General features: G+C 73.6%; 18 protein-coding genes. 9 read left to right on the forward strand and 9 right to left on the reverse strand.

The annotated features are described in order from the left end of the window. Positions 1-3 precede the first annotated feature (3 nt). Complete coding sequence (locus ACZCAH_RS12160) at positions 4-459, forward strand: ribose-5-phosphate isomerase (RefSeq protein ID WP_464341421.1); 456 nt, start codon at positions 4-6, stop codon at positions 457-459. A 200-nt stretch (positions 460-659) separates the two neighbouring features. Here the strand turns inward: ACZCAH_RS12160 and ACZCAH_RS12165 are convergent, their stop codons facing one another. The 4 genes from ACZCAH_RS12165 to ACZCAH_RS12180 form a co-directional block, all read right to left on the reverse strand. After that, positions 660-2,069 carry an MFS transporter gene (locus tag ACZCAH_RS12165; protein ID WP_464341320.1) on the reverse strand — a complete coding sequence of 470 codons (1,410 nt, stop codon included), beginning with the start codon at positions 2,067-2,069 and terminating at the stop codon, positions 660-662. Between the two features lie 112 nt (positions 2,070-2,181). Next, positions 2,182-2,664, reverse strand: coding sequence for an NUDIX domain-containing protein (locus ACZCAH_RS12170; RefSeq protein ID WP_464341321.1), 483 nt, complete (start codon positions 2,662-2,664; stop codon positions 2,182-2,184). Positions 2,665-2,677: 13 nt separating this feature from the next. Next, positions 2,678-4,690, reverse strand: coding sequence for a 5-oxoprolinase subunit B/C family protein (locus ACZCAH_RS12175; RefSeq protein ID WP_464341322.1), 2,013 nt, complete (start codon positions 4,688-4,690; stop codon positions 2,678-2,680). Continuing rightward, the gene (locus ACZCAH_RS12180; protein ID WP_464341323.1) at positions 4,687-5,451 is read right to left on the reverse strand and encodes a LamB/YcsF family protein; all 765 of its coding nucleotides are present in this window, start codon (positions 5,449-5,451) and stop codon (positions 4,687-4,689) included. Before ACZCAH_RS12180 ends, ACZCAH_RS12175 begins: the two co-directional genes overlap by 4 nt. A 117-nt stretch (positions 5,452-5,568) precedes the next feature. Between ACZCAH_RS12180 and ACZCAH_RS12185 the strand changes: the two genes are divergently transcribed. Continuing rightward, on the forward strand, positions 5,569-6,525 hold the full coding sequence (locus ACZCAH_RS12185; RefSeq protein ID WP_464341324.1) for a hypothetical protein: 957 nt from the start codon (positions 5,569-5,571) through the stop codon (positions 6,523-6,525). A 4-nt stretch (positions 6,526-6,529) separates the two neighbouring features. On the opposite strand, the gene ACZCAH_RS12190 is transcribed toward ACZCAH_RS12185, so the two are convergent. Further along, complete coding sequence (locus tag ACZCAH_RS12190; protein ID WP_464341325.1) at positions 6,530-7,558, reverse strand: Sir2 family NAD-dependent protein deacetylase; 1,029 nt, start codon at positions 7,556-7,558, stop codon at positions 6,530-6,532. Further along, positions 7,555-8,361, reverse strand: coding sequence for a DedA family protein (locus ACZCAH_RS12195; protein ID WP_464341326.1), 807 nt, complete (start codon positions 8,359-8,361; stop codon positions 7,555-7,557). Before ACZCAH_RS12195 ends, ACZCAH_RS12190 begins: the two co-directional genes overlap by 4 nt. 586 nt (positions 8,362-8,947) lie before the next feature. Here ACZCAH_RS12195 and ACZCAH_RS12200 point away from each other — a divergent pair. The 6 genes from ACZCAH_RS12200 to ACZCAH_RS12225 all read left to right on the forward strand — a co-directional run bounded on the left by ACZCAH_RS12200 (position 8,948) and on the right by ACZCAH_RS12225 (position 17,884). Beyond that, a complete protein-coding gene (locus tag ACZCAH_RS12200; RefSeq protein ID WP_464341327.1) occupies positions 8,948-10,261 on the forward strand; it encodes an ABC transporter substrate-binding protein in 1,314 nt (437 codons plus the stop codon). Positions 10,262-10,361: 100 nt separating this feature from the next. Continuing rightward, complete coding sequence (locus ACZCAH_RS12205) at positions 10,362-11,300, forward strand: carbohydrate ABC transporter permease (protein WP_329748535.1); 939 nt, start codon at positions 10,362-10,364, stop codon at positions 11,298-11,300. Next, the gene (locus tag ACZCAH_RS12210) at positions 11,293-12,207 is read left to right on the forward strand and encodes a carbohydrate ABC transporter permease (protein WP_464341328.1); all 915 of its coding nucleotides are present in this window, start codon (positions 11,293-11,295) and stop codon (positions 12,205-12,207) included. The genes ACZCAH_RS12205 and ACZCAH_RS12210 overlap by 8 nt, the downstream gene beginning before the upstream one ends. Before the next feature lie 195 nt (positions 12,208-12,402). After that, entirely contained in the window at positions 12,403-13,755 is a 1,353-nt protein-coding gene (locus tag ACZCAH_RS12215) for a Gfo/Idh/MocA family protein (protein WP_464341329.1), read from the forward strand. Further along, positions 13,752-15,026, forward strand: a complete 1,275-nt coding sequence (locus tag ACZCAH_RS12220; protein WP_464341330.1) for a Gfo/Idh/MocA family protein — start codon at positions 13,752-13,754, stop codon at positions 15,024-15,026. Before ACZCAH_RS12215 ends, ACZCAH_RS12220 begins: the two co-directional genes overlap by 4 nt. A 92-nt stretch (positions 15,027-15,118) precedes the next feature. After that, positions 15,119-17,884, forward strand: a complete 2,766-nt coding sequence (locus ACZCAH_RS12225; protein WP_464341331.1) for a glycosyl hydrolase — start codon at positions 15,119-15,121, stop codon at positions 17,882-17,884. Here ACZCAH_RS12225 and ACZCAH_RS12230 read toward each other — a convergent pair whose 3' ends face one another. The 3 genes from ACZCAH_RS12230 to ACZCAH_RS12240 form a co-directional block, all read right to left on the reverse strand. Further along, positions 17,885-18,817: a hypothetical protein gene (locus ACZCAH_RS12230; protein WP_464341332.1), complete on the reverse strand. Its 933-nt coding sequence runs from the start codon at positions 18,815-18,817 to the stop codon at positions 17,885-17,887. It lies immediately after the preceding gene. A gap of 168 nt (positions 18,818-18,985) precedes the next feature. Beyond that, entirely contained in the window at positions 18,986-20,311 is a 1,326-nt protein-coding gene (locus ACZCAH_RS12235) for an ABC transporter substrate-binding protein (RefSeq protein ID WP_464341333.1), read from the reverse strand. A 209-nt stretch (positions 20,312-20,520) separates the two neighbouring features. Further along, the gene (locus ACZCAH_RS12240) at positions 20,521-22,800 is read right to left on the reverse strand and encodes an alpha-L-rhamnosidase (RefSeq protein WP_464341334.1); all 2,280 of its coding nucleotides are present in this window, start codon (positions 22,798-22,800) and stop codon (positions 20,521-20,523) included. Between the two features lie 397 nt (positions 22,801-23,197). Between ACZCAH_RS12240 and ACZCAH_RS12245 the strand changes: the two genes are divergently transcribed. Further along, positions 23,198-24,526, forward strand: coding sequence for an ABC transporter substrate-binding protein (locus ACZCAH_RS12245; protein WP_464341335.1), 1,329 nt, complete (start codon positions 23,198-23,200; stop codon positions 24,524-24,526). Positions 24,527-24,575 lie beyond the last annotated feature (49 nt).

A 24,575-nucleotide genomic window follows, 5' to 3' on the forward strand; every position in this document is an offset into this window, starting at 1 on the left:
ACCATCGTCACCGGATCCGACAACGCCGGCCACGGCCACAAGACCGCCCTCAAGGCACTCCTCGAGCAGGACCCCCGCGTCGAGAAGGTCATCGACGTGGGCGTCCTCTCCCGGGAGGACCAGGAGCTCTACCCCAACGTCGCCGTCGCCGCCGCGGAGAAGGTCGCCGCCGGAGAGGCCGACCGGGCCCTACTGATCTGCGGCACCGGGCTCGGCGTCGCGATCGCCGCGAACAAGGTCTCCGGTATCCGTGCCGTCACCGCCCACGACCTCTACTCCGTCCAGCGGTCGATCCTGTCCAACAACGCCCAGGTCCTGTGCATGGGTGAGCGGGTGATCGGCCTCGAGCTCGCCAAGGAGCTCGTCAAGGTGTGGCTCGACCTCGAGTTCGACCCGACCAGCAGCTCCGCGGAGAAGGTCGACGCCATCTGCGCCTATGACGGGTCGCTGGAGAAGTGACCTCGGCCGGCCTGGCCTGTCCACGAACGGGACGTGAGCGGCACCAGACCTGCATATAGCAGGCCAGCTGCCGCTCACGTCCCCTTGACGGACACGGCCACGCCGGGCTCCTCCCGGTCACCGCCCCGCCGGCCATCCAGCCCGTGCAACCACGGTCACCTCGGCCCAGGCACCCCAGTCGACCCCAGTCCACCGGTCCTCTACTCGACCAGGGCCTTCCCGCGTTGCTCGGGGAGGGTGAAGGCCGCGGCGGCGGCAAGGGCGAAGGCGGCGGCGAACACGGTGAAGGCGAGCACCTGGCCGCCGCTGACGATCAGGACCGGCACCATGAACGGTGCGATCAGCGAGGCGATGCGGCCGAAGCCCGCGGCCGCGCCCGTGCCGGTGCCGCGCACCGAGGTCGGGTACAGCTCCGGGCCGATCGCGTACAGCGCGCCCCAGGCGCCGAGGTTGAAGAAGCTCAGCGCGCAGCCGGCGGCGATGATCATCGGCTCGGAGTCGGCGAGGCCGTAGGCGACGGCGGACAGCGCCGAGCCGGCGAGGAAGATCGTGAGGGTCCAGCGTCGGCCGAGCTTCTCGATCAGCCAGGCGGCGGCCGCGTAACCCGGGATCTGGGCGAGCGTGATGATGAGCGTGAAGGTGAAGGACTTCGTGAGGTCGAATCCGCGCTCGACCAGCAGCGTCGGGATCCAGATGAACGCGCCGTAGTACGACAGGTTGATGCAGAACCAGACGACCCAGAGCCCGGCGGTGCGGGCTCGCAGGGCACGGGACCAGATCCCGCCGGCGGCCTCGGTCGGCGCGTGGGGTCCGGTGGCACCGTCGGCCGCCGCGTCGGCTCCCGCTGCCACGTCGGCCCCCGGCACCCCGTCGGCCGTCGCCCCGACGACCTCGACCGTCCCACCCGGCTCAACCCCCGCGGAGGCCTCGAACTCGCGGACCACCCGCTCGGCCTCCTCGGCGCGGCCCTGCTTCTCGAGGAAGCGCACGGACTCCGGCATGCCGAGCCGCACCACGAGCGAATAGAGCGCGGGGACCATGCCGATCGCGAGCGCCCACCGCCAGCCGCTCGGTCCGGACGCGGCGACGAAGGTGCCGATCACGGCGGCGAGGATCCAGCCCAGCGCCCAGAACGCCTCGAGCCACACGATCACGCGACCGCGGATCCGCTTCGGCGCGAACTCGCTCATCAGCGTCGAGGCGACGGGCAGCTCGGCGCCGAGCCCGAGCCCCACCACGAAGCGCAGCGCGATCAGCACCGCGATCCCGCCGGCGAGGGCGGAGGCGCCCGTGGCCAGGCCGTACACCAGCAGGGTGAGGGCGAAGACGGAGCGTCGGCCGATGCGGTCGGCGAGCAGCCCGCCGAGCGTGGCCCCGATCGCCATGCCTGCGAACCCGGCCGAGGCGATCAGGGAGCTCTCGCCCTTGCCGATCTCCCAATGCACGGTGAGCGCGGCGATGACGAAGCTGACCAGCCCCACGTCCATCGCGTCGAGCGCCCAGCCGATGCCGGACGCTCCGAGCATCTTCCCGTGCTTGCGGGTGAAGGGCAGCCGGTCCAGCCGCTCGGAGCGGGTCAGGGGCCGACGGGAGGTGGGGGCGGTGGTCATGCGCAGCTCCAGGGGGACGCGTCAGGAGGTCGATCTCGGGGGAGGGACCGGCACATCATGGCGCACTCCCGCCCGCGGGGGAATCTCGGGCCGACGCGCGACCGCCGCCCGCTCAGTACGTCGTCAGGTCCGCGACCGCCTCGCCGCGCAGCACGGCGAGACCGCGCCGGGCCCGCGCCGCGCCCCAGGGGCTCAGCAGGTGCAGCTCGGACTCCTCGGCGAGCATCCAGCCGTCGAGCTCGGCGACCTGCGGCACGATGTCCGCCTCGAGCTGCGCCGCGGGGACCACCCCGCCGTCGAACAGGAAGTGCACGCCCATCGGGGCGGAGCGGACGGCGCTCGACGGCATCCAGTCGGCCGTGAGCAGGCGACCCACTTCGATCTCGAGCCCCAGCTCCTCGCGCACCTCGCGGCGGGCGCACTCGCGGGCGTCCTCGCCGGGGTCGACACCGCCTCCGGGCAGCAGCCAGTGGTCGCGGTAGTTCGGTTTCTCGATGACCACCCGGTCGTGCTCGTCGCGCAGGATCACGGCGCCGGAGGTGATGACCTTGGGGAGGGAGGCGAAGTAGACGGGGTCGGGCAGGAGGCGGGCCATGGCGCCCATCGTGTCACCGCAGGGCGGTGAACCGCAGGGGCGTCCCGGGGACCGCCTGCGCGAGCACGTCCAGCCCGCGCCGGTCCGCGACCCCGATCACGGGGTAGCCGCCGGTGGTGGGGTGGTCGGGTCCGAACACGACCGGCAGGCCCGACGGCGGGACCTGCACCGCGCCGAGCATCATCGCCTCGCTCGGGAGGGCGCCGATCCCCTCCGGCAGGGGGAGCGGCGTCCCGTCGAGGCGCACCCCGACGCGGTTGGAGTCCGCCCGCACCCGCCAGGAGTTCTCGAGCAGGGCGCGCACCGCCTCGGCACCCAGCAGACGGTCACGCGGTCCGAGCCGCAACGGGATGGTGAGCGTCTCGCCCGCCGTCTCGCCCGCGGCGTCGCCCGCCCCGGTGGCCACCTCGGCCGACGCCGTCGCGCCGCGCGGCACCGCGTCGAGACCGTGGTCGGTGCCGATCAGGAGCACGTCCCCGGGGTCGAGGGTCCCGGGGCCGAGGCCGGAGAGGGTGTCGGCGGCGAGCGAGCCGAGCACCGCGCCGGTCACGGCGCCGTCGGGCCGTCGCACCCCGCCGAGCCCGCCGCGCACCGCGACCGTGACTCGCAGCCCGGAGAGCACCGGGCCGATCTCGATCTCGTCCCCCGCCTCGAGGGCCACGGCGCGCTCGCGGGAATCGGCGGCCGCGAGCGACTCGCCGCGTACCGCCTGCCGACGGTGGGCGAGCACCAGCGGGGCGGTGGCCCCGGAGATCGCGAGGGTGACGGGGGCGAGGGCGCGAAGCCGCAGCGGGCCGAGGAGCATCTCCAGCGCCGCCGCCTGCGGGGGATTGCCGACGGCGAGGTTGGCGCCGGCGAGTGCCGCCCGGTCGAAGGCCCCGGAGGGGCTCACGCCGACAGCGGCGCGATGGGGTCGGCCGAGGTCCTGCAGCAGGGTGAGAGGTCCGGCGTCGAGCACCTGCAGCAGGGGGCTCGGCGCGTCGGCGGGGCGTTGACCGGAGCGGCCCGTCCCCGACGCTCCGGTTCCCGGCGTGCGGTGCCGGATCCGCGCGGGCACGGCCGACGCCTCCTGGCGCGCGCGGGACAGCGCCTGCCCGGCGCGGGAGCGCAGGAGCGAGTCGGTGAGCTGATCGGCGACCGCCCCGGCGGCATGGACGGTCTCGACGACGGTCTCGGCGACCTGCTCGCCGACCCCGGTGGCCCCGGAGACCGCGCGCTCGCCGGCCGATCCGAGCACGCCCCCGGCGAGCACCCCGCCGGCCAGGGCGCCGCCCGCGAGCAGCCTGCTCCGCTGCGGCACGAAGCGCACCCGGGTGCCGGGGGCGAGCAGCGCGGGCGGGGTGCGGCCCGCGTCGAAGAGCACGGTCTCGGTGCGGCCGATCAGCTGCCAGCCGCCGGGGGAGGAGCGCGGGTAGATGCCGCAGTAGCGGGAGGCCAGGCCAATCGCGCCCGCGGGTACGGCGGTGCGCGGCTCGGTACGGCGCGGCACCTCCCACGGCGGGCCGACGGGGTCCGGCCGCGCGGCGTCGGCCGTCTGCTGGTGGTCGGCCGTCGGCCCCACGTCGGCCGTCGACTGCCGGTCCGCCGTCGGCAGCAGATAGGCGAATCCCGGCGCGAAGCCGCCGAACGCGGCCACCCACTCGGTCGCGGAGTGCGCGTCGACCAGGGCCTCGGGGCTGAGGCCGAGCAGCTCCGCCACCTCCGGCAGGTCCTCCCCGTCGTACACCGCACCGATCTCGACCACGTCGCCCGCGGTCTCGTCGGGCCGGGCGACGGGCAGGTGTCGCAGCAGCGCCTCGAGGGCGGGCAGGTCCCGGGCGGCGTCGCCGGTCAGCAGCACGGTCCGCTCGGCGGGGACGAGGTCCCGGAGGAGGGGCGGGTCGAGGCGACGGCAGGCGGCGACCGCGGCGAGCACCGCGGCGGTGTCCGGGTACTCGGCCAGCAGCGCCGCCTCCCCAGCCCGGTGCACCCGCAGCGGGGCGGGCAGGTACCGGGTCTCGAGCGTCCCCTCGGGGCTCGACGTCACAGCGCCGCCTCGAGCCGTACGCCGGCCGCGGTGAGCCGCTCCCGCACCGCGCGGGCGAGCGCCACCGCACCGGGGGTGTCCCCGTGCAGGCAGAGGGTGCGCACGGGCAGGTCGAGGAGGGAGCCGTCGGCCGCCCGCACCCGTCGCTCCGCGGCGATCGAGAGCGCCTGGGCGAGCACCGCTTCCTCGTCGGCGAGCACGGCGCCCGGCTGCGTCCGGGGCATGAGCGTGCCGTCGGGGAGGTAGGCACGATCGGCGAAACCCTCGAGCACCACGGTCACCTCCGCCTCTTCGGCGATCCCGGCGACGGCCGTTCCCGGCGCGGCGACCAGCGGCAGCTCGCCGCCGAGCTCGACGAGGGCCCGCACCACCGCCGCGGCCTGCTCCGCGTGATGGGCGAGGGCGTTGTAGAGGGCGCCGTGGGGCTTCACCCCGCGCACGCTCGTGCCTTCCGCCCGGGCGATCGCGGAGAGCGCCCCGACCTGGGCAATCACCAGATCGGTGAGCTCGTCGGGAGCGATGTCGAGGAAGCGTCGGCCGAAGCCCTGCAGATCCGGGTAGGCGACGTGCGCCGTGATCGCGACCCCGTGCGCGGCCGCCGCCCGGCACGCGGCGCGCATCGTCGACGGATCCCCGGCGTGCCCGCCGCAGGCCACGTTCGCGGTGGTCACGATCTCGAGCAGCCCCGCATCATCGCCCATCGACCAGACGCCGAAGCCCTCGGCGAGATCGGCGTTGAGGTCGAGCGCGGCGGCGGTCATGCGGGGCGGCTCCTTCGGTGGCGCCGGCGGGGGCGGGCTGGTCGGGACGGGTGCGGAGGCCGTCGGACCTCCCCGACCATTGTCAGCCCCCGCGCGGCGGGCCGATAGTGTCGAGGGATGGAGCCGCGCCCCGCCGACCCGCCCGCCCCGAGCCGATCCGCCCCTGCCGACCCGCCGCTCGCGATCATTCCCGGCGAGCTGCCGGACCTCCCGGCCGGGCTCGGTGAGGCGAGCGATCCCGAGGCCCCGCTGCCCTTCGCCCGTGAGGACGTGCTCGCCGCCGAGGAGCTGCTGACCTGCACGGTCGACCAGCCCGAGCCGTTCCTCGTGCTCACCGACGAACAGCTCGTGGCCCTCGAGGGCCATGCCCGTCGCCAGCACACCGCGACCCCCTGGATCCGCGAGCACGCCGAGCAGCGCGCCCTGCTCGCCGGGTCCGCGCTGCGCGGGCTGCTCGCCGACGGCCGCGTGCGCCGGGTCCGGGAGGACGCCACCGGGCGGGTGCTCTGGCAGGCCGAGCCGCAGCTCGCCGCGTGCCTCGTGCTTCGCCGCACCGCTCCGCGCTTCACCACCGCCGAGCGCACCCGCGAGACCACCGCCGGGGTCGCGGTGGACCGCGTCCACCACTACGCCCATGCGGCCGGGGTCCTCGAGGAGGAGGTCACGGCCGAGGGGATGCACCGCTTCACGGTCCTCCGCGCCGAGCAGGTGCCCGAGCGCCTGCTGCGGCTGTGGGACCCCGAGGGTGTCGCCGGGCCGACGGGCGAACCGGTCGTGCTGCGGATCTCCACGCTCGACACCTCGCCGCTTGCGGCCGCGCTCGCCGCGACTCGCGCCATGACGCTCGTCACCGTCGCCGCGGCCGCGGAGGACGTCGTGCACCAGGCGAGCCTCTACGCGACCGGCGAGGAGGTGCTGCTCATGGAGGTGCTCGACCCGGCCTCGGACGATCCGCACCTCGAAATCCGCCGCGTCGACGCCGTCGATCTGCGCGCCCTCGCCGCGGTGCTCGTGGGCGGCGGCCCGGCGGAGGACCCGACGACCGACGGGCAGGATTCCGGCCCCGTCCGCTGACCGCTCACCGCCCGTCGGCTGCGCCGCCGGTTCCGCGCGCGTCCCCGACACGCTCCGCCCAGTGCCCGAGCACCTCCTCGAGTCGGCCGTGCAGGCGCAGCGTCGCCTCGGCGTCCCCGCGCGTCGGCCCGTCGTTGACGATCACCACCTCGCGGCCGTCGCGTCGGGCGGCGCGCACGAAACGCAGTCCCGACTGCACCGTGAGGGAGGAGCCCAGCACCAGCAGCACCTCCGCGGCCTCGAGCGCCGCGAAGGCGGCGCCCACAGTCTCCGGCCGGGCGGTCTCGCCGAAGAAGACGACGTCGGGCTTGAGTATCCCGCCGCACAGCGGGCAGGGCGGGTAGCGGAAGCTGCTGGTGCGGTCCACCTCGGCGTCGCCGTCGGGGGCCTGGGCGGCATCGGCCGCGAGTTGCGGCAGCCGGGCGGCCAGCTCGGGGTTCAGGGCGAGCAGCCGCGCGTGCAGGGCCGCGCGTTCCGAGTGCGCCCCGCAGTGCAGGCAGCGCACCCGGTCGAGGCGTCCGTGCAGTTCGATCACGGGGTCGGAGCCGGCCGCCGCGTGCAGACCGTCCACGTTCTGCGTGATCACCGCGGTCACGGGGAAGGCGGCGGGGCCCAGCGCCGCGAGCAGCCGGTGGGTGGCGCCGGGCCGGGCGCGCAGGAACTGCTCCCAGCCGACGGTGGAGCGGGCCCAGTAGCGGCGCCGCGCGAGGTCGTGCGCCCGGAACTCCTGCAGCGTCATGGGGGAGCGGGGCACGGCGTTCCGACCCCGGTAGTCCGGGAGCCCCGAGCCGGTGGACATGCCCGCGCCGGTCAGCACCGCCACGGGTCGTCCCGCGAGCAGTGCGAGGGCCGCGTCGAGTTCCGCCTCGCTGCTGCGGGCGCCGTAGGCGGCGCCGTCGAGCGGGCCCCAGGCGGGTACGCGCGGGGCTCCCCGCTGGGCGGGGGCGAGGCGGGCGGCCGGCGGGGCGGCGGTCGAGAACCAGCGGCCGACGTCGGCCGCGGGACCGACGGGGGCGGGGTCCTCGGGGATCATCGCTCCAGCGTAGGCGGCGACGGTCTGGGATCCGCGGGCGACGGATCGGGATCCGACGGAGACGGGTCGGGGTCCGACGGAGACGGGTCGGGGGCCGAGGCAGACGGGTGGGCGTCGGCGACGACGGCCGCGGCGTGCGGGGCCTCGTCCGTCTCCGCTTCTGGCTCCGTCTCCGGCCCCGTCGCTTCCCCCGTCGGTCCCCGTCGACGATCGCGCACCCGCCGGATCACGAACCAGATCGCCGCGACCAGCCCGATGCCGGCGACGATGAAGGAGTAGATCCGCACGAACGCCTCGAGCGCGGTGCCGCCGGCCTCCCCGAAGGCGTAGCCGGCGATCACGAACAGGGCGTTCCAGAGCGCGGAGCCGAGCCCGGTCGCCGCCGCGAAGAGCCAGACCGGCATCCGTTCGATGCCCGCGGGGATCGAGATGAAGGTGCGCACCATCGGCACGAAGCGGGCGATCGCCACCGCCGGGAACCCCCAGCGATCGAAGAAGCGCATGGCGACGTGCACGTCCTTCTCCTCGAGGAGGGGCAGGCGGCGCACCAGCGCGAGGGTGCGCGCGAGCCCCAGGGCCCGGCCGACGGCGTACACGCCGAGCCCGCCGAGCATCGAGCCCAGCGTCGTCCAGGCGATCGGGACCAGCACGTGTTGGCCGTTCGCGGCGGCGCTCACCCCGGCGAAGGGCAGCAGGATCTCTCCCGGGATCGGCGGGAACAGGGCCTCTGCCGCGATTACCAGCGCGATGCCCGGCCCGCCGAGGAGCTCCATCAGGGAGATCGCCCAGGCGGTGACGTCCATGGGTCTCCTCTCCGGGGCTGGCGGGCTGGCGGGCTGGCGGGCTGGGGCGGGCGGGGCGGGCTTGCGGGGCTGGCGGCGCGGGTGGGGCAGCGGGGCCGGCGGCGCGGGTCGGGTCGCGGCGGGGCGAGGTACGTGGCTCAGCGCGGCGACCGCGTGGGCGATGGCCGGGCTCGTGGCGGCGAGGCTACGGGCCGGGCGTGACAGGAGGGTGAACGGGGCGTGGAGCGGGCCCGGACAGCGCCCCGGGAGCGCGGGCGGCACCGCGCCGCGGAGTGCCCACGGCAACGATCCTGCAACGATTGCTGTGTTGCCGGTCACGGTGTTGACAAGAGCCGGGACAAGCGCTTTCCTTTGGGGACGTCGCGTCTATCCCCGGATGGACGAGCCGCTCCCGCCCCCTTATCCGAGGTGGTGGGCGAGGGTCGTCGGAATGAAACCTTTCATCGCCGGAGGGGGTGACGGGGCCGGGCGATCCACCGACGGGTCGCTCCACCGCCCCGGCGCCGCCACCCGACGCGCACCTGTCCGCTCGTCCGCCCTGGACACCTCGGCCACCCGGCCTCCCCGCTGGATCAAAGGAGATCTGATGTTCACTCGACGTTCCGCCCTCGCCCTGGGCATCACCGTCCCCGGCCTCGTCGGCCTCGCCGCCTGCGGGCCCAACGCCTCCGGCGGCAGCGGAGGCGGGGGCAGCGACGACGGCTCCGCCGACGCGGGCAGCCTGCGCCTGGCCTGGTGGGGCAACCCCACCCGCAACGAGAACACCGAGAACGTCGTGGAGGCCTACAAGGAGGTCGCCCCCGACGTCACCATCTCCCTCGAGCCCGGCGAGTGGTCCGGCTACTGGGACAAGCTCGCGACCCAGACCGCCGGCGGCGACTTCCCCGACATCGTGCAGATGGACGAGAAGTACCTCGCCGAATACGGCCAGCGCGGCGCGCTGCTCGACCTCGCCGGCGCGGGCCTGGACACCTCGGAGTTCGTCGAGGGCTCGGTCGCGGTGGGCGAGCTGCCCGACGTGGGTCTCGCCGCCATCAACGCCGGCCTGAACGCCTTCACCGTCCTCGCCAATCCCGCGGTCTTCGAGGAGGCCGGGGTCGAGGTGCCTGACGACACCACGTGGACCTGGGACGACCTCATCGACCTCGCCACGAAGATCTCCGAGGCCACCCCCGACGGCACCTACGGCATGACCCAGATGGGCACCGTCCAGGGCCTCTTCCAGCTGTGGGTTCGCCAGGCCGGCCAGGACCAGTACCAGGACGGGGCGGCCGGCTTCGACGCCGCGACCGCCACCGAGTGGTTCGAGTGGTCCAAGAAGATCCAGGACTCCGGCGCGGGCCCGAACGCGAGCGTCTCCGTCGAGGACTCCTCCCAGTCCATGGACCAGTCGCTGTTCGGCACCGGCAAGATCGCCATGACCGTCGCCTGGTCCAACCAGGTCGTCGCGCACGACGCGATGCACGACGGCTCGCTCGTCGTGCTGCGCCCGCCGTCGGTCGCGGGCTCCGCCGCCGAGGCGCAGCTCTGGTACAAGGCCTCGATGTACTGGGCCGTCTCCGCGAAGACCGCGAACCCCGAGGCCGCCGTCGCCTTCGTCGACTTCCTCGTGAACACCCCCGAGGCCGGGAAGATCCTCTCCGTCGAGCGCGGCGTGCCCGGCAACCTCGTCGTGCGCGAGGCGATCGTCCCGGACCTCGACGCGTCCAACACCAAGGCCGTCGACTACCTCAACGCCATCGAGTCCGAGCTCGGCGCCCCGCCGGAGATCACCCCGCAGGGCGGCGGCGAGTTCGAGTCGATCCTGACCCGCGCCGGGGAGGACATGCTGTTCGGCAACATCTCCACGGCGGACGCCGGTCAGCGCCTGCTCGACGAGCTCAACTCGGCGCTGTCCTGACCATCGTCCGTACGAGAACCGCAGCCTGTCCGGCGGGGCCGATGGAGGAGTTCCCCCGTCGGCCCCGCACCGGGCCGGCACCACAGAAGGGAGACGACGGATGAGCGCTGTCGGAGAGCTCAGCCAGATCCTGTCGCGCAAGAAGCGCGGCGGGCCCCGTGAGAAGCATCCGGACAACAAGGCCGGCCTGGTGTTCATGACGCCGTGGCTGCTGGGTCTGCTGGGCATCACCATCATCCCGATGGTCGCCTCGCTGTACCTGTCGTTCACGGACTACTCGATGCTCGCCGCCCCGGAGTGGGTGGGCCTCGAGAACTACATCGACATGGCGAGCGACTCGCGGCTGCGCAACTCGCTCGTGGTGACCTTCACCTACGTGCTGGTGGGGACGCCGCTGCAGCTGATCGCGGCGCTGCTGCTCGCGGTGCTGCTCAATCAGGGCATGAAGGGCCTGTCCTTCTACCGCTCGGTGTTCTACCTGCCCTCGCTGCTCGGCGGCTCGGTCGCCATCTCGATCCTGTGGCGGCAGATGTTCGGCGCGAACGGCCTGGTCAACCAGTTCCTGGGGGCGCTCGGCTTCACGAACCTGCCGGGCTGGGTCTCGAACCCGGACACGGCGCTGTGGACGATCATCCTGCTGCACGTGTGGACCTTCGGGTCGCCGATGATCATCTTCCTCGCCGGCCTGCGCCAGATCCCGCAGATGTACTACGAGGCCGCGAGCGTGGACGGCGCCTCGAAGGTGGCGCAGTTCTTCCGGATCACGATCCCGCTGCTCACCCCGATCATCTTCTTCAATCTGGTGCTGCAGGTGATCAACGCGTTCCAGACCTTCACGCAGGCGTTCGTGGTCTCGGGCGGGACCGGCGGTCCGTCGGATTCGACGATGTTCTACACGCTGTACCTGTACCAGAAGGGCTTCACGCAGTTCGACATGGGCTACGCCTCCGCGATGGCCTGGCTGCTGCTGGTGATCGTCGCGATCTTCACCGCGATCAACTTCTTCGTCTCCAAGTTCTGGGTGCATTACGATGACTGATCTCTCCGTGACCTCGCCGGATGTGTCCGGCCGCCCCGCGACGACGTCCGCGAGCGACGTCCCCCTGCGCCATCACAACCGGCATCTCCTGCGCCGCGGCCTGAAGCACGTCTTCATGATCGTGGCGAGCCTCGCGATGATCTATCCGCTGCTGTGGATGGTCGTCTCCTCGCTCCGCCCGAACGACGAGATCTTCCGCAATCCCTCGCTGTTCCCGGTCAGCTTCGACATCGACAATTATGTGCGGGGCTGGACGGCGCAGTCGTTCGACTTCTCGCATTACCTGTTGAACTCGACGATCCTGGTCGTCGGCTGCGTGATCGGCAATCTGTTCGCCTGCACGGTGACCGCCTACGCCTTCGCGCGGCTGCGGTTCTGGGGCCGGAACGTGGCCTTCGCGGTCATGCTGATGACGCTCATGCTGCCGATCCACGTCGTGATCGTGCCGCAGTACATCATGTTCTCCCAGACCGGCTGGGTGAACACGATGCTGCCCCTGATCCTGCCGAAGTTCCTGGCCACGGACGCATTCTTCATCTTCCTGATGGTGCAGTTCATCCGCGGCATCCCGAAGGAGCTGGACGAGGCGGCGCGCATCGACGGCTGCGGTCATTTCCGGATCTTCTTCCGGGTGATCCTCCCGCTCATGCTGCCGGCGCTGGCGACCACCACGATCTTCACCTTCATGTGGACGTGGAACGACTTCTTCGGTTCGCTGATCTACCTGACCACGCCGGACAACTTCACGGTGCCGCTCGCCCTGCGCGCCTATCTCGACACGCAGGGGTCCTCGGACTGGGGCGCCATGTTCGCGATGTCGGTGGTGTCCCTGATCCCGCTGTTCTTCGTGTTCCTCTTCGGTCAGCGCTTCCTGATCAAGGGCTTCGCGACGACCGGCATCAAGTAATCCCGAGGGCGGGGCCGCGCGCCGGCCCCGCCCGTTCCGGGCAGAACTTCCACAGACTTGGGCGAATTCGGCGGCTATTCCCCCCAGTCTGCGGGGGTTCTGAGCGAAGGCGCCTCACCGCGCCACGTCCGCCGCCCTCGCCCACGCCCGCCCCCACCGCCACCCAGCCACCACACCGCTCTACCCAGGAGAGACATGCGCACCCGCTACGCCCTGATCGGATCCGGCCACCGGGCCCAGATGTACCTCGACGCGATCGCCGGCCCCCACGCCGACGTCGCCGAGCTCGTGGCCCTGATCGACGTGAACCCCGCCCGTCGGGAGTTCCATCGCGATCGGGTCCCGGCCTTCGCGGACGTCCGCCTGGGCGGTCCGGAGGAGCTCGAGGCGATCATCGCCGAGGAGAAGGTGGACCGGGTGATCGTCACGAGCGTCGACCGGCTCCATGCCGAGCACGTGGTGCGCGCCCTCGACGCCGGCGCCGACGTGGTGGTGGAGAAGCCGCTCACCATCGATGCGCCCTCGGCCCGCTCGATCCAGGAGGCCATCGACCGCACCGGCCGCAGCGTGGTCGTCACCTTCAACTACCGCTACAGCCCCCGGAACACTGCGCTCAAGCAGCTCATCGCCTCGGGCGAGATCGGGGAGGTCGTCTCCGTGAACTTCGAGTGGGTGCTCGACACGCAGCACGGCGCCGACTACTTCCGCCGTTGGCACCGCGACAAGACCAATTCCGGCGGCCTGTTCATCCACAAGGCCGCCCACCACTTCGACCTCGTCAACTGGTGGATCGCGGACACCCCGGTGCGGGTCTACGCGCGCGGCGGCCTGCGCTTCTACGGGGCCGATGCCGCCGCCTCGCGCGGCCAGGCGCCCCTGCCCGAGCGCGGCACCCACGACGGCGCCCACGACCCCTTCGAGCTGGACCTCCGCTCCGACGAGCGGCTCGAGGCCCTCTACCTGAAGGCCGAGGAGCACGACGGCTACCTCCGCGACCGTTCCGTGTTCGACACCGGCATCACCGCCGAGGACAACCTCACCGCGCTGGTCGACTACGCGCGCGGCCCGGTGCTCACCTATGCCCTGAACGCGCACAGCCCCTGGGAGGGCTACCGCGTCGCCGTCAACGGCACGGCGGGCCGCGCCGAGCTCGAGGTCATCGAGCGCGCCGAGGTAGTCCAGAAGGGCGAGGACGGACGGGCGCATGTGGACCCGAGCGCCGTCGCCGTCACCACCGAGGACTCGGGCGTGCGCGAGCGCGGCGAGCGGCTCGTGGTGCAGAAGCACTTCGCCGCCGCGCAGGAGGTCGAGATCCCGGAGGGCGTCGGCGGGCACGGCGGCGGCGATGCGCTGCTGCTCCGCGACGTCTTCGTCGGCCCGGCCGAGGACGAGCTGGGCCGGCCCTCCGACCACCGCGACGGGCTGCGCGCGATCAGCGTCGGCATCTGCGGCAACGAGTCCCTCGCGACCGGGCTCCCGGTCGACGTCGCCGAGTTCCTGGGCCTGGACCTCCGCCGGGAGGACGCGACCGAGGGCGCCACGGCATGAGTCCGGCCGCAGCGGATCCGTCGGCGACCGGGGCCGACGGCGGGACCGATGAGCGGGGTGCGGGTGCGGGTGCGGGGACGAGCGCGGCCCCGGTGCGGGTCGCGCTCGTGGGGACCCGCGGCTTCGGCCGCGTCCACCTCGAGAACCTCGCCCGGCTGACCGCGGCGGGCCTCGCGGACCTGGTGGGCGTGGTCGACATCGCCGAGCCCCCGGCGGAGCTCGCCGCGATCCACCACCCGAGCCTCGAGGAGCTGCTCGCGGCGTTGCCCGGCGAGGCCTCGCCCGAGGTGGTCATCATCGCCACGCCGATCGACACGCACGTGCCGCTCGCGACCGCGGCGCTCGCCGCCGGCTGCCACGTCTACCTCGAGAAGCCACCCGTGCCGGAGCTCGGCGAGCTGCGCACCCTGCAGGAGACGGCCGACGCCGCGGGCCGCAGCCTGCAGGTCGGCTTCCAGGCCCGCGGCGGCGGCGGGGTCGACGCGCTCATCGACCTCCTCGCCACCGGGGAGCTGGGAGCGGTCCGCGCCGTCCGCGCCTACGGGGCGTGGCAGCGCGATCGCGCCTACTACCAGCGCTCCCGCTGGGCGGGCCGGCGCCGGCTCGACGGCCGACGGGTCGCCGACGGCGTCGCCACCAACCCGCTCGCCCACTCGGTGCACGCGGCCCTCGCGATCGCCGGGATGACCCGCGTCGAGGACGTCGCCCGGGTGACCACGGAGCTGCGTCGAGCCCACGACATCGAGGCCGACGACACCAGCTTCCTGCGCGTCGAGCCCGCCCCGGGCGGCACGGGCGAGCCCGCCCGGCCGACGGTCCTCGCCGCGCTCACCACCACCGCGCCGACCCAGGGCGCGCCGTGGGTCGAGGTCCTCGGCGAGAACGGCTCCGCCCGCCTCTGGTACACCGAGGACCGGGCGGAGGTCACCGCCGCCGACGGCACCGTCACCGCGCACGAGTACCCGCGCACGGACCTGGTCGAGAACCTGCTGGCCCACGTGCGCGATCCGCAGGTCGCGCTGATCAGCCCGCTCGCCTCGACCGGGGCGTTCAGCGCGGTGCTCGAGGCGATCCAGTCCGTGCCCGATCCGCTGCCGATCGACGCCGGCTCCGTGACCTGGGAGGGGGACGGCGAGGCCGCGCACCCGGTCGTCGACCGCATCGAGGAGGTGCTCCTCGAGTCCCTCGACCGGGGGGAGCCCTTCTCCGGCCTGGGCCTGCCCTGGGCACGGGAGGACGCGATCGCGACCTGGACCCCGCCCGCCCCCTGAGCACAGGGCGCGGTGCCGACGGTTCCTCCCGCCGGTGCCGTGCCTCGCGTCGTCCGCCGCCCGACAGTCCCCGTCGCCGTCCCCGGAGAGTCATGACCGTCCGCCAGCTGCTCGACCGACTCGAGACCCCCGATCCTGCGGCGCGGCCGATGATGCGCTGGTGGTGGTTCGGTCCCGACGTCGAGGACGCCGAGATCGACCGGGAGCTGCGGGCGATGGCCGCGGCCGGGCTCGGCGGGGCGGAGATCTCCTTCGTCTACCCGCTGCGCGAGGGTGCCCCGGACTACCTCTCCGACGAGGTGCTCGGCCACGTCCGTCATGCGGCGGACGCCGCCCGCGACCTGGGGCTGCGTCTCGACGTGACCCTCGGCTCGGGCTGGAGCTACGGCGGCGGGCACATCGGCCCCGAGCACGCGGCACGACGGGTGCGGTCCGAGCGGCGCGACCTCGGCCCCGAGGAGCGGACCCTCGAGATCGTGCCCACCTGGCCCGGCGACGCCCCGCTCGCCGTGCACCTCGGCGACGGCTTCCCGCCGCGTACCTGGGAGGCCCTGCCGCTCGATCCGCTGGCGGGCCACGGTGCCGTCTCGTCCGACGGTCCCGCCGCGCTCGGGCGCACCGCGGCTGCGGTCGCCCCCCACGCCGTCGGCCCCGGCGTCCGCGTACGGATCCCCTCCGGTCGCGGCCCCCGCACGCTGCTGATCACCTGGTCCGAGACCACCGGCCAGCAGGTCAAGCGCGCCGCCGCGGGCGCCGAGGGGCCGGTGCTCGACCATTTGAACCCGGCCGCGGTGCGCCATCACCTCGACCACGTGGGCGGGCGGATCCTCTCCGCCGTCCCCGCCGAGCTGCTCGGCAGCGTCTTCTGCGACAGCCTCGAGGTGTACGAGGCGAGCTGGACCCCCGACCTGCCCGAGCAGTTCCGGGCCCGCCGCGGCTACGACCTCCTCCCGCTGCTCCACCTGCTCACGGTCGACGGCCCCGGCTCCGCGACACTGCGGGAGGACTTCGGCCTCACCCTCTCCGAGCTGGTCGAGGAGGGGTTCGTGCAGACCTGCCGCGACTGGGCGGAGGAGCACGGGGTGCGCTTCCGCCTGCAGGGCTACGGCGAGCCGCCGATCACGCTGAGCGCTCAGCGCCGCGCCCACCTGATCGAGGGTGAGGGCGCCGGCTGGACCTCGCTGACCCAGTCCCGCTGGGCCTCGTCGGCCGCGCATCTCGAGGAGCGCGAGGTCGTGACCAGCGAGGTGTGGACCTGGGTGCACTCCCCGTCCTTCCGGGCGACGCCCCTGGACCTGCTCGGCGAGGCGCACGAGCACCTGCTGCTGGGGATCACGGGCTTCGTCGGCCACGGCTGGCCGTACTCGGCGCCGGACGCCCCCGGCCTCGGCTGGACCTTCTACGCCGCCGGCGCCCTCGACGACCGCAACACCTGGTGGCCCGCGATGGGCGAGCTCACCGACCACCTCACGCGGCTGAGCGGGGCGCTGCGCCTCGGCCGACCCGGCGCCGACGTGGCCCTCTACCTGCCCTACGCCGACGTCCGCTCCCGCCTCGGCACCGGCCACGACCTGTGGCGCGCCTGCCGCGCCCACATCGGCGAGGAGATCCCCGCCGCGATCCGGCGCGCCGGCTACGACCTCGACCTGGTCGACGACGACGCGCTCGAGGCCCTCGACCCCACGGCCTACCCGCTCGTGGTCCTGCCGCACGTGACGCGGCTGCCCGCGGCGACCGCGCGCTGGCTCGACCGGGTGCGCGCCGCGGGCGGCAGGGTCCTGGCCGTCGACTCCCCGGCCTATCCCGCGGGCACCCCCGTCGCGCGGCTCGCGGAGGCGCTCGCGGGCACCGCCGCGCTGGACCATTCCCAGCTCTCCCTCGCCGCCCGCCAGGCCGGTCGGGCCGGCACGAACCCGCTGACCACGGCGCTGCAGGCGGTGCTCGACCCGCCGGTGCGGATCGTCGGCGGAGGCGGCGAGATCGGCGTGGTGCGGCGCCGCTTCGAGGACGGAGACGCCTACTTCCTCGCCAACACCGGCCCCACGCCCCGCACCCTGCGCCTGACCCTGCGCGAGGCGCGATCGCACCTCGTCGCGGTCGATCCGTCGACCGGGGTGCGGCGTGCTCTCCCGGCCGACGGCGGCGCGCTGCGCCTCGAGCCCTACGAGGCGGTGCTCCTCGTCGCGAGCGACGTCGAATACCGGCCGACGGGGGCCGGTGAGAGGGCCGCTGGCAGCGCTGAGCAGACCGTTGCTGACGGCACGGGGAAGACCGCCGCGGGAGCCGCCGGGCCCGCCGATGCCGACGGTCTCGCCCCGGCCGCCGGCACGGCCCTGCCGCTCGCCGGCCCCTGGACCCTCCGCCATGGCGATCGGGAGCCTGCCGCGGTGCAGTTGCCGCTGCTGCGCGACGGTGCGGCGACCGCCGACCGCCTCCCGCTGATCCTCGAGACGACGCTGACCCTCACCGCCGAGCAGGCCGCGGGCCGGATCGTGCTGGACCTCGGCGAGGGCACCCCGCTCGCGCCGACGCCCGGGGCGATGGGCTACCGCGCCCTGCTCGACGCGCCGGTGCGGGAGATCGCGATCGTGGAGCTCGACGGGCGTGAGCAGGGGATCCTGTGGCGGCCGCCGTACCGGCTCGACCTCACGGGGCGGCTCGGCGCGGGCGAGCACACGCTGCGGCTCGTGATCCACGGGACGACCGCCCCCGCGTCGGCCGTCGACGCGCACGCGGGGCCGATGGTCGTCGCCGCGCACGCCGCCTACGGCGAGCGGTTCCAGATGCAGCAGCTCGACCGGCTGCTGGATGGCACCGCTGTCGGCCTCGGCGCCGTGCCGCTGCTCCGCCTCGGCTGATCAGGAACGGGCGGCCTCCGCGCGCGCCGTCCCGCGGCGGACCACCGCGATGACCAGCGTGTGCGCGAGCATCACGACGGCGAGGGCGAGGCCCGCCCCGCCGAGCGTCGCGTACATCGGGATCGCCCCGGCCTCGAGCCGGGCGGCGAGGGTAGTGAGCGGGACGATCGTGGCGGGCAGGAGCGCCGAGGCCGAGAGCAGGAGCAGGGCGAGGGCCGGCAGGACAAGCGCGAACGGGGACCATCGGGTCACCACCGCCGCGGGCACGAGCAGCACGCCCCCGGCGAGGATCAGCAGGAGCGGGAGCACGCGGAAGGACGCATCGAAGGTCCGCAGCGCGAGCATCGGGCCCATCGCCAGACCCTGAGACAGGAGCGCCGCCGCGACCAGCAGCACGAGCGGCACCAGCAGGACCCCCACCACGTGCAGGGCGACATGGGTGCGGCTGCCGCGGCGGGCGAGCACGAGCGCGATCCCCATGCCGCCCAGCAGCATCCCGACCGAGAGCAGCAGGCCGTGAGACAGGCTCGTGGCCGCGGCGAGGGACCAGGTCCCCGGCAGGACTCGCGCCAGGGCGAACGTGAGCGCCGGCACCGCGAGGAACAGCAGGGATATCAGGCCCGTCGCCCCGCCCGCGAGGAGCCCCGCGGAGCTCATGAGCCCCGAGAGCACGACCGCCGCGAGGAGCAGCAGCCCCGCCCCGAGCACCGCGACGTACAGCCACGCCCTCGGCAGGGCCAGGAACTCGCTCACGCTGAACGCCCAGGGGTTCCGGAGCACATGGTTCTGCCAGGCGGAGCCGCCCCAGCTGATCAGCAGCAGCGAGATCGGGGTGAGGACCAGGCCGAGGAGCCCGGTCACGACCCGGGCGATCCAGCCCGAGCCGCGGGATGCGGAGGCTCGGGGGACGGCAGGTGCGGGGATGGTGCTCATCGGGACCTCCGGGCGGCGCGAGACCCCGGGGCATCCCGTGGGTCAGGGTCGGCGGGGTCGCTCGTGCTGCCGCAGTCGTCCCCCGCTGCTCCACGCGAGCATAGGCCGTGACCCTGGCTCGAGCACCCGTGCCGGCTTCGGCTCTCGCGCCGGTTCCGGCTCCCGCGCTCAGCGCTCCGGCTGCATCCCGGCGAGGATCTCGAGGATCTCGTCGGCCGCCTCGGAGGTCGAGCGCTGCTCGAACAGCGCCTCCTCGGCGATGCGGGTGTACTCGTCGCCGAAGCCGACGGCGCTCGCCGGGGTGACCACCGGGGGCTTCACGACCTCCTCCTGCATCTCGAGGGCGAAGTCGAGGGAGACCAGCTCGTTCTCGGTGAGCAGCGGGCGCACCGCCTCCTGCGCCGCCGGGAAGGCGGGGATGCCGCGCTCGATCTTGAGGATCTCCGCGGCCTTCTGGTCGGTGAGCATGAAGCCGGTGAGGGCCGCGGCGGCCGCCGGGTCCGCGGTCTTCGCCCCGATCGACCAGTACATCGACGCCTTATTGACCATGTTCGCCTGGCCGCTCGTGCGCGCCGGCATGCGCAGCAGCTTCAGCGGCTCGCCGGTGGAGTCCTGGAAGGTGAGGATCTGGGAGCTCGGCACCTGCTGGAAGGCGCAGCCGTTGGTGGCGAACATGCCCTGCTCGAGGCTCGCGGAGGAGTTCTCGACCTGCGCCGCGGCGGCGGGCGCCGCTCCGGTCGCGGCGAGGGAGAGGGCGAAGTCGAGCAGCGAGACGATGGTGTCCTTGGTGACGCCCTGCTCGTCCTCGCGGGGGAAGAGCTGCTCGTTGTTCGTCTGCCGCGCCCAGGCGGCGAGGTCGCCCGAGCCGCCGCCGAAGCCGCTCGTGCCGAAGACCTGCTCCCCGGAGGACTTCCCCCACTCGGACAGCTCCTGGCAGAGCGCCAGGAAGTCGTCCCAGGTCCAGGTGGTGTCATCCGGCAGGGCGATCCCGGCCGTCTCGAGCAGGGTCGGGTTCATGCCGGTCGCGTAGAGGTTGAAGCCGTTGGGGGCGCCGACGAGTCGGCCGTCGGCGAGGCGGCCCGTCTCCAGGATCGCCTCGTCCATGCCCGAGAGGTCCAGGCCCTCGGCCGACTCGAGGTCGAGCAGCGAACCCTCGGTCCCATAGGAGTCGATGTAGGCCTCGTCCATCTGGATGATGTCCGGGGCGGTGCCGCCCGCGGTCTGGGTGGCGAGCTTGTCCCAGTAGCCCGACCAGTCGCTGTACTCCGGCGAGAGGGTGACATCGGGGTGGTCGGCGCTGTAGAGGTCCAGCACCTCCTGGGTCAGACCCGCACGCAGCTCCGCGCCCCACCAGTAGATGCGCAGCCCGCCCGCCTCGGAGCCGCCGCTGTTGGGGCCGCACGAGGCGAGGGCGGGCACCGCGGCGGAGGCGGCGAGGAGCGCGAGGGCACGACGTCGGCTGAGCTGGGGGCGAGAGGTGTGCTGGGAGTTCATGGTGTCTCCGATCGGGACGGCGGCGGTGCCGGGCGCGAGCCGCAGTGCTCACGTGGGAATGACGGGTCCGGGGGTGGTCTTCTTCAGAAGGATGGGGGAGGGGCTCACCGTGGTCAAGCGGTTTCCGACGGTTGCGGGACGCGGGTGGGACGCGGGCCGGATGGCGTCGGCCGCCGCGGCCCGGCCGGCCGCGCGCCGCGCCCCGTCGGTCAGAGGGTGTGCGTGCCGCCGGTGACGGTGCGGGTGGTGCCGTCGGGCAGCACCAGGTCCGCCTCCACGCCGTCGGGGATCGTCGCCTCGAGGTGGAAGCCGCCGTCGGCCTGCGACTGGGACCACGACACCTCGATCCGGCCGGCCGCCGAGTCGTAGACGCCCTTCGCCCAGTCGAGGCCCGGGCCCGGGGTGGGCTGGATCCGGATGCGACGGTAGCCGGGCTCCGCGGCGCGGATGCCGAGGATGACCTGGTAGATCCAGTCGGCGACGGCGCCGAGCGCGTAGTGGTTGAAGCTCGTCATCTCGCCGGGGTTGATGGAGCCGTCGGGGAGCATCGAGTCCCAGCGCTCCCAGATGGTGGTCGCGCCCATCGAGACGGGGTAGAGCCACGAGGGGCAGCCCTCCTCGAGCAGCAGGCGGTAGGCGTGCTCCACGTGCCCGGTTTCCGAGAGCGCCCAGGTCACGAAGGGCGTCCCGGCGAAGCCGGTCGAGACCTTGTAGCCCGCCGCCTCGACGACCTCGGCCAGGCGCGCCGCGGACTTCTCGCGGGTGGCCGGCTCGAGCAGGTCGAAGGCGATGGCGAGGGCATACACCGTCGCGCAGTCCGAGTGGATGATGCCGTCCTCGCCCACGTACGCCTCGGTGAAGGCGGCGAGGGTGCGGTCGGCGAGGGCCTGCCAGCGCTCGGCCCCGTCGGCCTCGCCGATCAAGCGCGCGGTCTCCGCGGCGAACCGGGCGGAGCGCACCAGGCAGGCGGTCGCGACGACGGCCTTGTCGGCCTTCGCGTCGGCCGCGCGCTCCGGCGGCGCGTCCGGGTCGAGCCAGTCGCCGAACTGGAAGCCCTCGTCCCACAGGCCGCTGGGGGACAGGGCCCGCTCCACGGACTCGAGGTGGAGCACCATCCCGGGGTACTGGGCGCGCAGGCGATCGAGGTCGCCGTAGGCGGTCCACAGCGCTTCGGCCACCCATACGGAGGCGTCGCCCCAGATGGCGGTGGGGGTGCCCCAGCCGTCGGGGGATGCCTTCATGGACTCCATGCCGCCGCCGAGCTTGAGGTTGTCCGGGACCACGAAGGGCACGATGCCGCGCGGATTCTGCTCGGCCTCGGCGTGCAGGTCCAGGAGCCAGGTGTGCAGGAAGTCGCCGACGTCGAACTGGAAGGCGGCGGTCGCGGCATAGGCGGCGATGTCGCCGGTCCAGCCCAGGCGCTCATCGCGCTGCGGGCAGTCGGTGGGGACGGCGAGGAAGTTGCCGCGCTGGGACCAGATCGAGTTGCTGATCAGCTGGTTCACACCCGCGTGGGAGCTCTCGAACCAGCCGGTCCGTTCGATGTCCGAATGGACGACGACCGCCTCGATGTCGTCGGCGGTGAGCTCGCCCGGCCAGCCCGTGACCTCGGCGTAGCGGAAGCCGTGGAAGGTGAAGGTCGGTTCGAAGGTCTCGCCGTCGGGATCGCCCGCGAGGATCAGCGAGTCGGTGGCCTTCGCGGTGCGCAGCGGTCGGGTGCCGAGCTCCTCGTGCTCGAGCACCTCGGCGTGACGCAGCGTGATCTCGGTGCCCTCGGGGCCGGTGACGGTGAAGCGCAGCCAGCCCACGAGGTTCTGCCCGAAGTCCAGGAGGGTCTTCCCCGAGGGGGAGGTCCAGACCTTCTCCGGTCGGCGCGACTCGTGGCGCGTGATCAGGGGCGAGGTGTGCTCGACGAGGGTCTCGCGGTCGATCTCGGCGACGATCACCGGCTGGGGGTCGCCCGCCTCGAGCCGCCGGTCCTCGCGCTGGCCGTCGTAGATGGTCGCGAAGGTGATCGCGGAGGCGGTCGCGGTCCACGCCTCGTCGGTGACGACGGTCTGGGTGGCGCCGTCCGCGAAGGTGATCTCGAGGGCGGCGAGGAAGGCGTTGCCGTCGCCGTAGTTGGTCTTCGGCTCGCCGAACCCGAAGTCGCCGTTCCACCAGCCGCGGCCGAGCAGCGCGGTCAGCGCGACCTCGTCCGTGCCCTCGCGGACCTGCGCGGTGACGTCGACCTCCTGCACCTGCAGGCGGGATTCGTACGTGGACCAGCCCGGGTTCAGCACCGACTCGTCGGCGGGCAGCCCGTTGACCTGCGCCTCGTACACGCCGTGGGCGGTCGCGAGGAGACGGGCCGAGGCGACCTGCGCGGCCGGCTGCTCGAGGCCGACGGTGCGGGCGAGCACCGGGGCGCGGCCGCCGAGATCCGGTGCGGCGATCGCCGTCGCCGCGGAGAGGGCGGGGAAGAGGGTGGTGTCGGGGGTGTGCGACATGGGGTGCGGTCCTCGGATCACATCGTCGGGTGAGGGGCGGTTCGGATCGGTGTCGTCAGGACCGGGGTCTCGGGCGCCGACGGCGGCGTGCACGGTGCTGCAACGACGGGCGCCGGAGCGCAGTGAGCTGGGCGACCTGATGAAACGACTCAAGCAAGCATGAGTATTCCAGGTCTCGAGGAGGAGTGCCAGGGCGTCCGACCAGGTGATCGACGCCCGGCAAGCGGTTTACACGTTTCAGACGGCGTCCTATCCTGTCCGTCATCCCACGGGGGCAGGGCCGTGCGAACCACTTGGCGCACCGCGCCGCCGTCGGCCGCCGGACCGACGAGCTCCGCCGGACCGGCTCTCCCCGCCGGACCCGCTCGCCCCGCCGCACCGATCGAAGGAGATCGCCATGCCTCGCCCCCTCCCGCTCCTCACCGACCGCCGCACCGTCCTCGGCGCCTCCGCCGCCTCGCTCGCCGTGCTGGGCCTCGCCGCGTGCGGCCCGAACGCCGCCGGCGGCGGGGGAGGCGGTTCCGACGCCGGCGGCGGGAACTCCTTCCGCTTCGGCTGGTGGGGGAACGCGAAGCGCGACGAGCTGACCCAGCAGGCCCTCGCCGCGTACCAGGAGGTCGCGCCGGACGTGACGATCTCGCCGGAGCCCGGCGACTGGGGCGGCTACTGGGACAAGCTCGCCACCCAGGTCGCCGGCGGCGACGCCCCCGACGTGATCCAGATGGACGAGGGCTACCTCGCCGAGTACGCGAGCCGCGGCATCCTCACCGACCTCTCCACCACCGCGCTGACCACCGACGCCTTCGATCCCGCGGCCCTCGAGGCCGGGCGCGTCGACGATGGCCTCTATGCGATCAACGCGGGCATCAACGCGCCGGTGCTGCTCGCCAACCCGGCCGTCTTCGAGGAGGCGGGGGTCGACCTGCCCGACGACACCACCTGGACCTGGGACGACCTCGTCGACATCGCCACCCGCATCTCCGAGGCGACGCCCGAGGGGACCTACGGGGTGCAGCAGTTCGGCACGGCCGGCGGCCCGCCGCTGACGGTCTTCCTGCGCCAGCTCGGCGCGGAGCGCTTCAGCGCCGAGGGCGGCATCGGCTACACCGCCGAGCAGCTCGCCCAGTGGTGGGAGCTCACCCTGCGCCTGCAGGACTCCGGTGCCGCCCCGGAGGCGTCGATCGCCGTCGAGGAAGCCGGCCAGACCGTCGACCAGACTCTGTTCGCGACCGGGAAGTGCGGCCTGCAGGCCCAGTGGTCCAACCAGGTCGTCACCCTCGACCAGTCCCTCGGCGGCACCGCGATCGTGCTGCGCATGCCGTCGATGACCGGCTCGGCCGCCGAGGCGAAGCTCTGGTACAAGGCGTCGATGTACTTCTCGGTCTCCGCGAGCTCGGAGAACGCCGAGGCGGCCGTCGCCTTCGTCGACTGGATGGTGAACAGCCCCGATGCCGGGAAGATCCTGCTCGTCGAGCGCGGCGTGCCCGCGAACCTCGAGGTGCGCGAGGCGATCGTCGGCGACCTCGGCGAGTCCGACCGCAAGGCCGTCGACTTCATCGAGGCCATCGCCGAGGAGCTGGGCGAGGCGCCGCCGCTCACCCCGCCCGGCGGCGGCGCGGTCGACGACGCGATCACCCGCCACGCCGAGGACGTCCTGTTCGGGCGCAGCGACCCCGCGACCGCCGCACAGGCCGTCGTCGACGAGGCGCAGAGCCTGCTGGGCTGACCCGGGGCGATACTGTCACCCCAGGCGGCCCCGAACACGGGGCCACCTG

The sequence above is a fragment of the Brachybacterium sp. B718/18 genome (assembly GCF_055454375.1).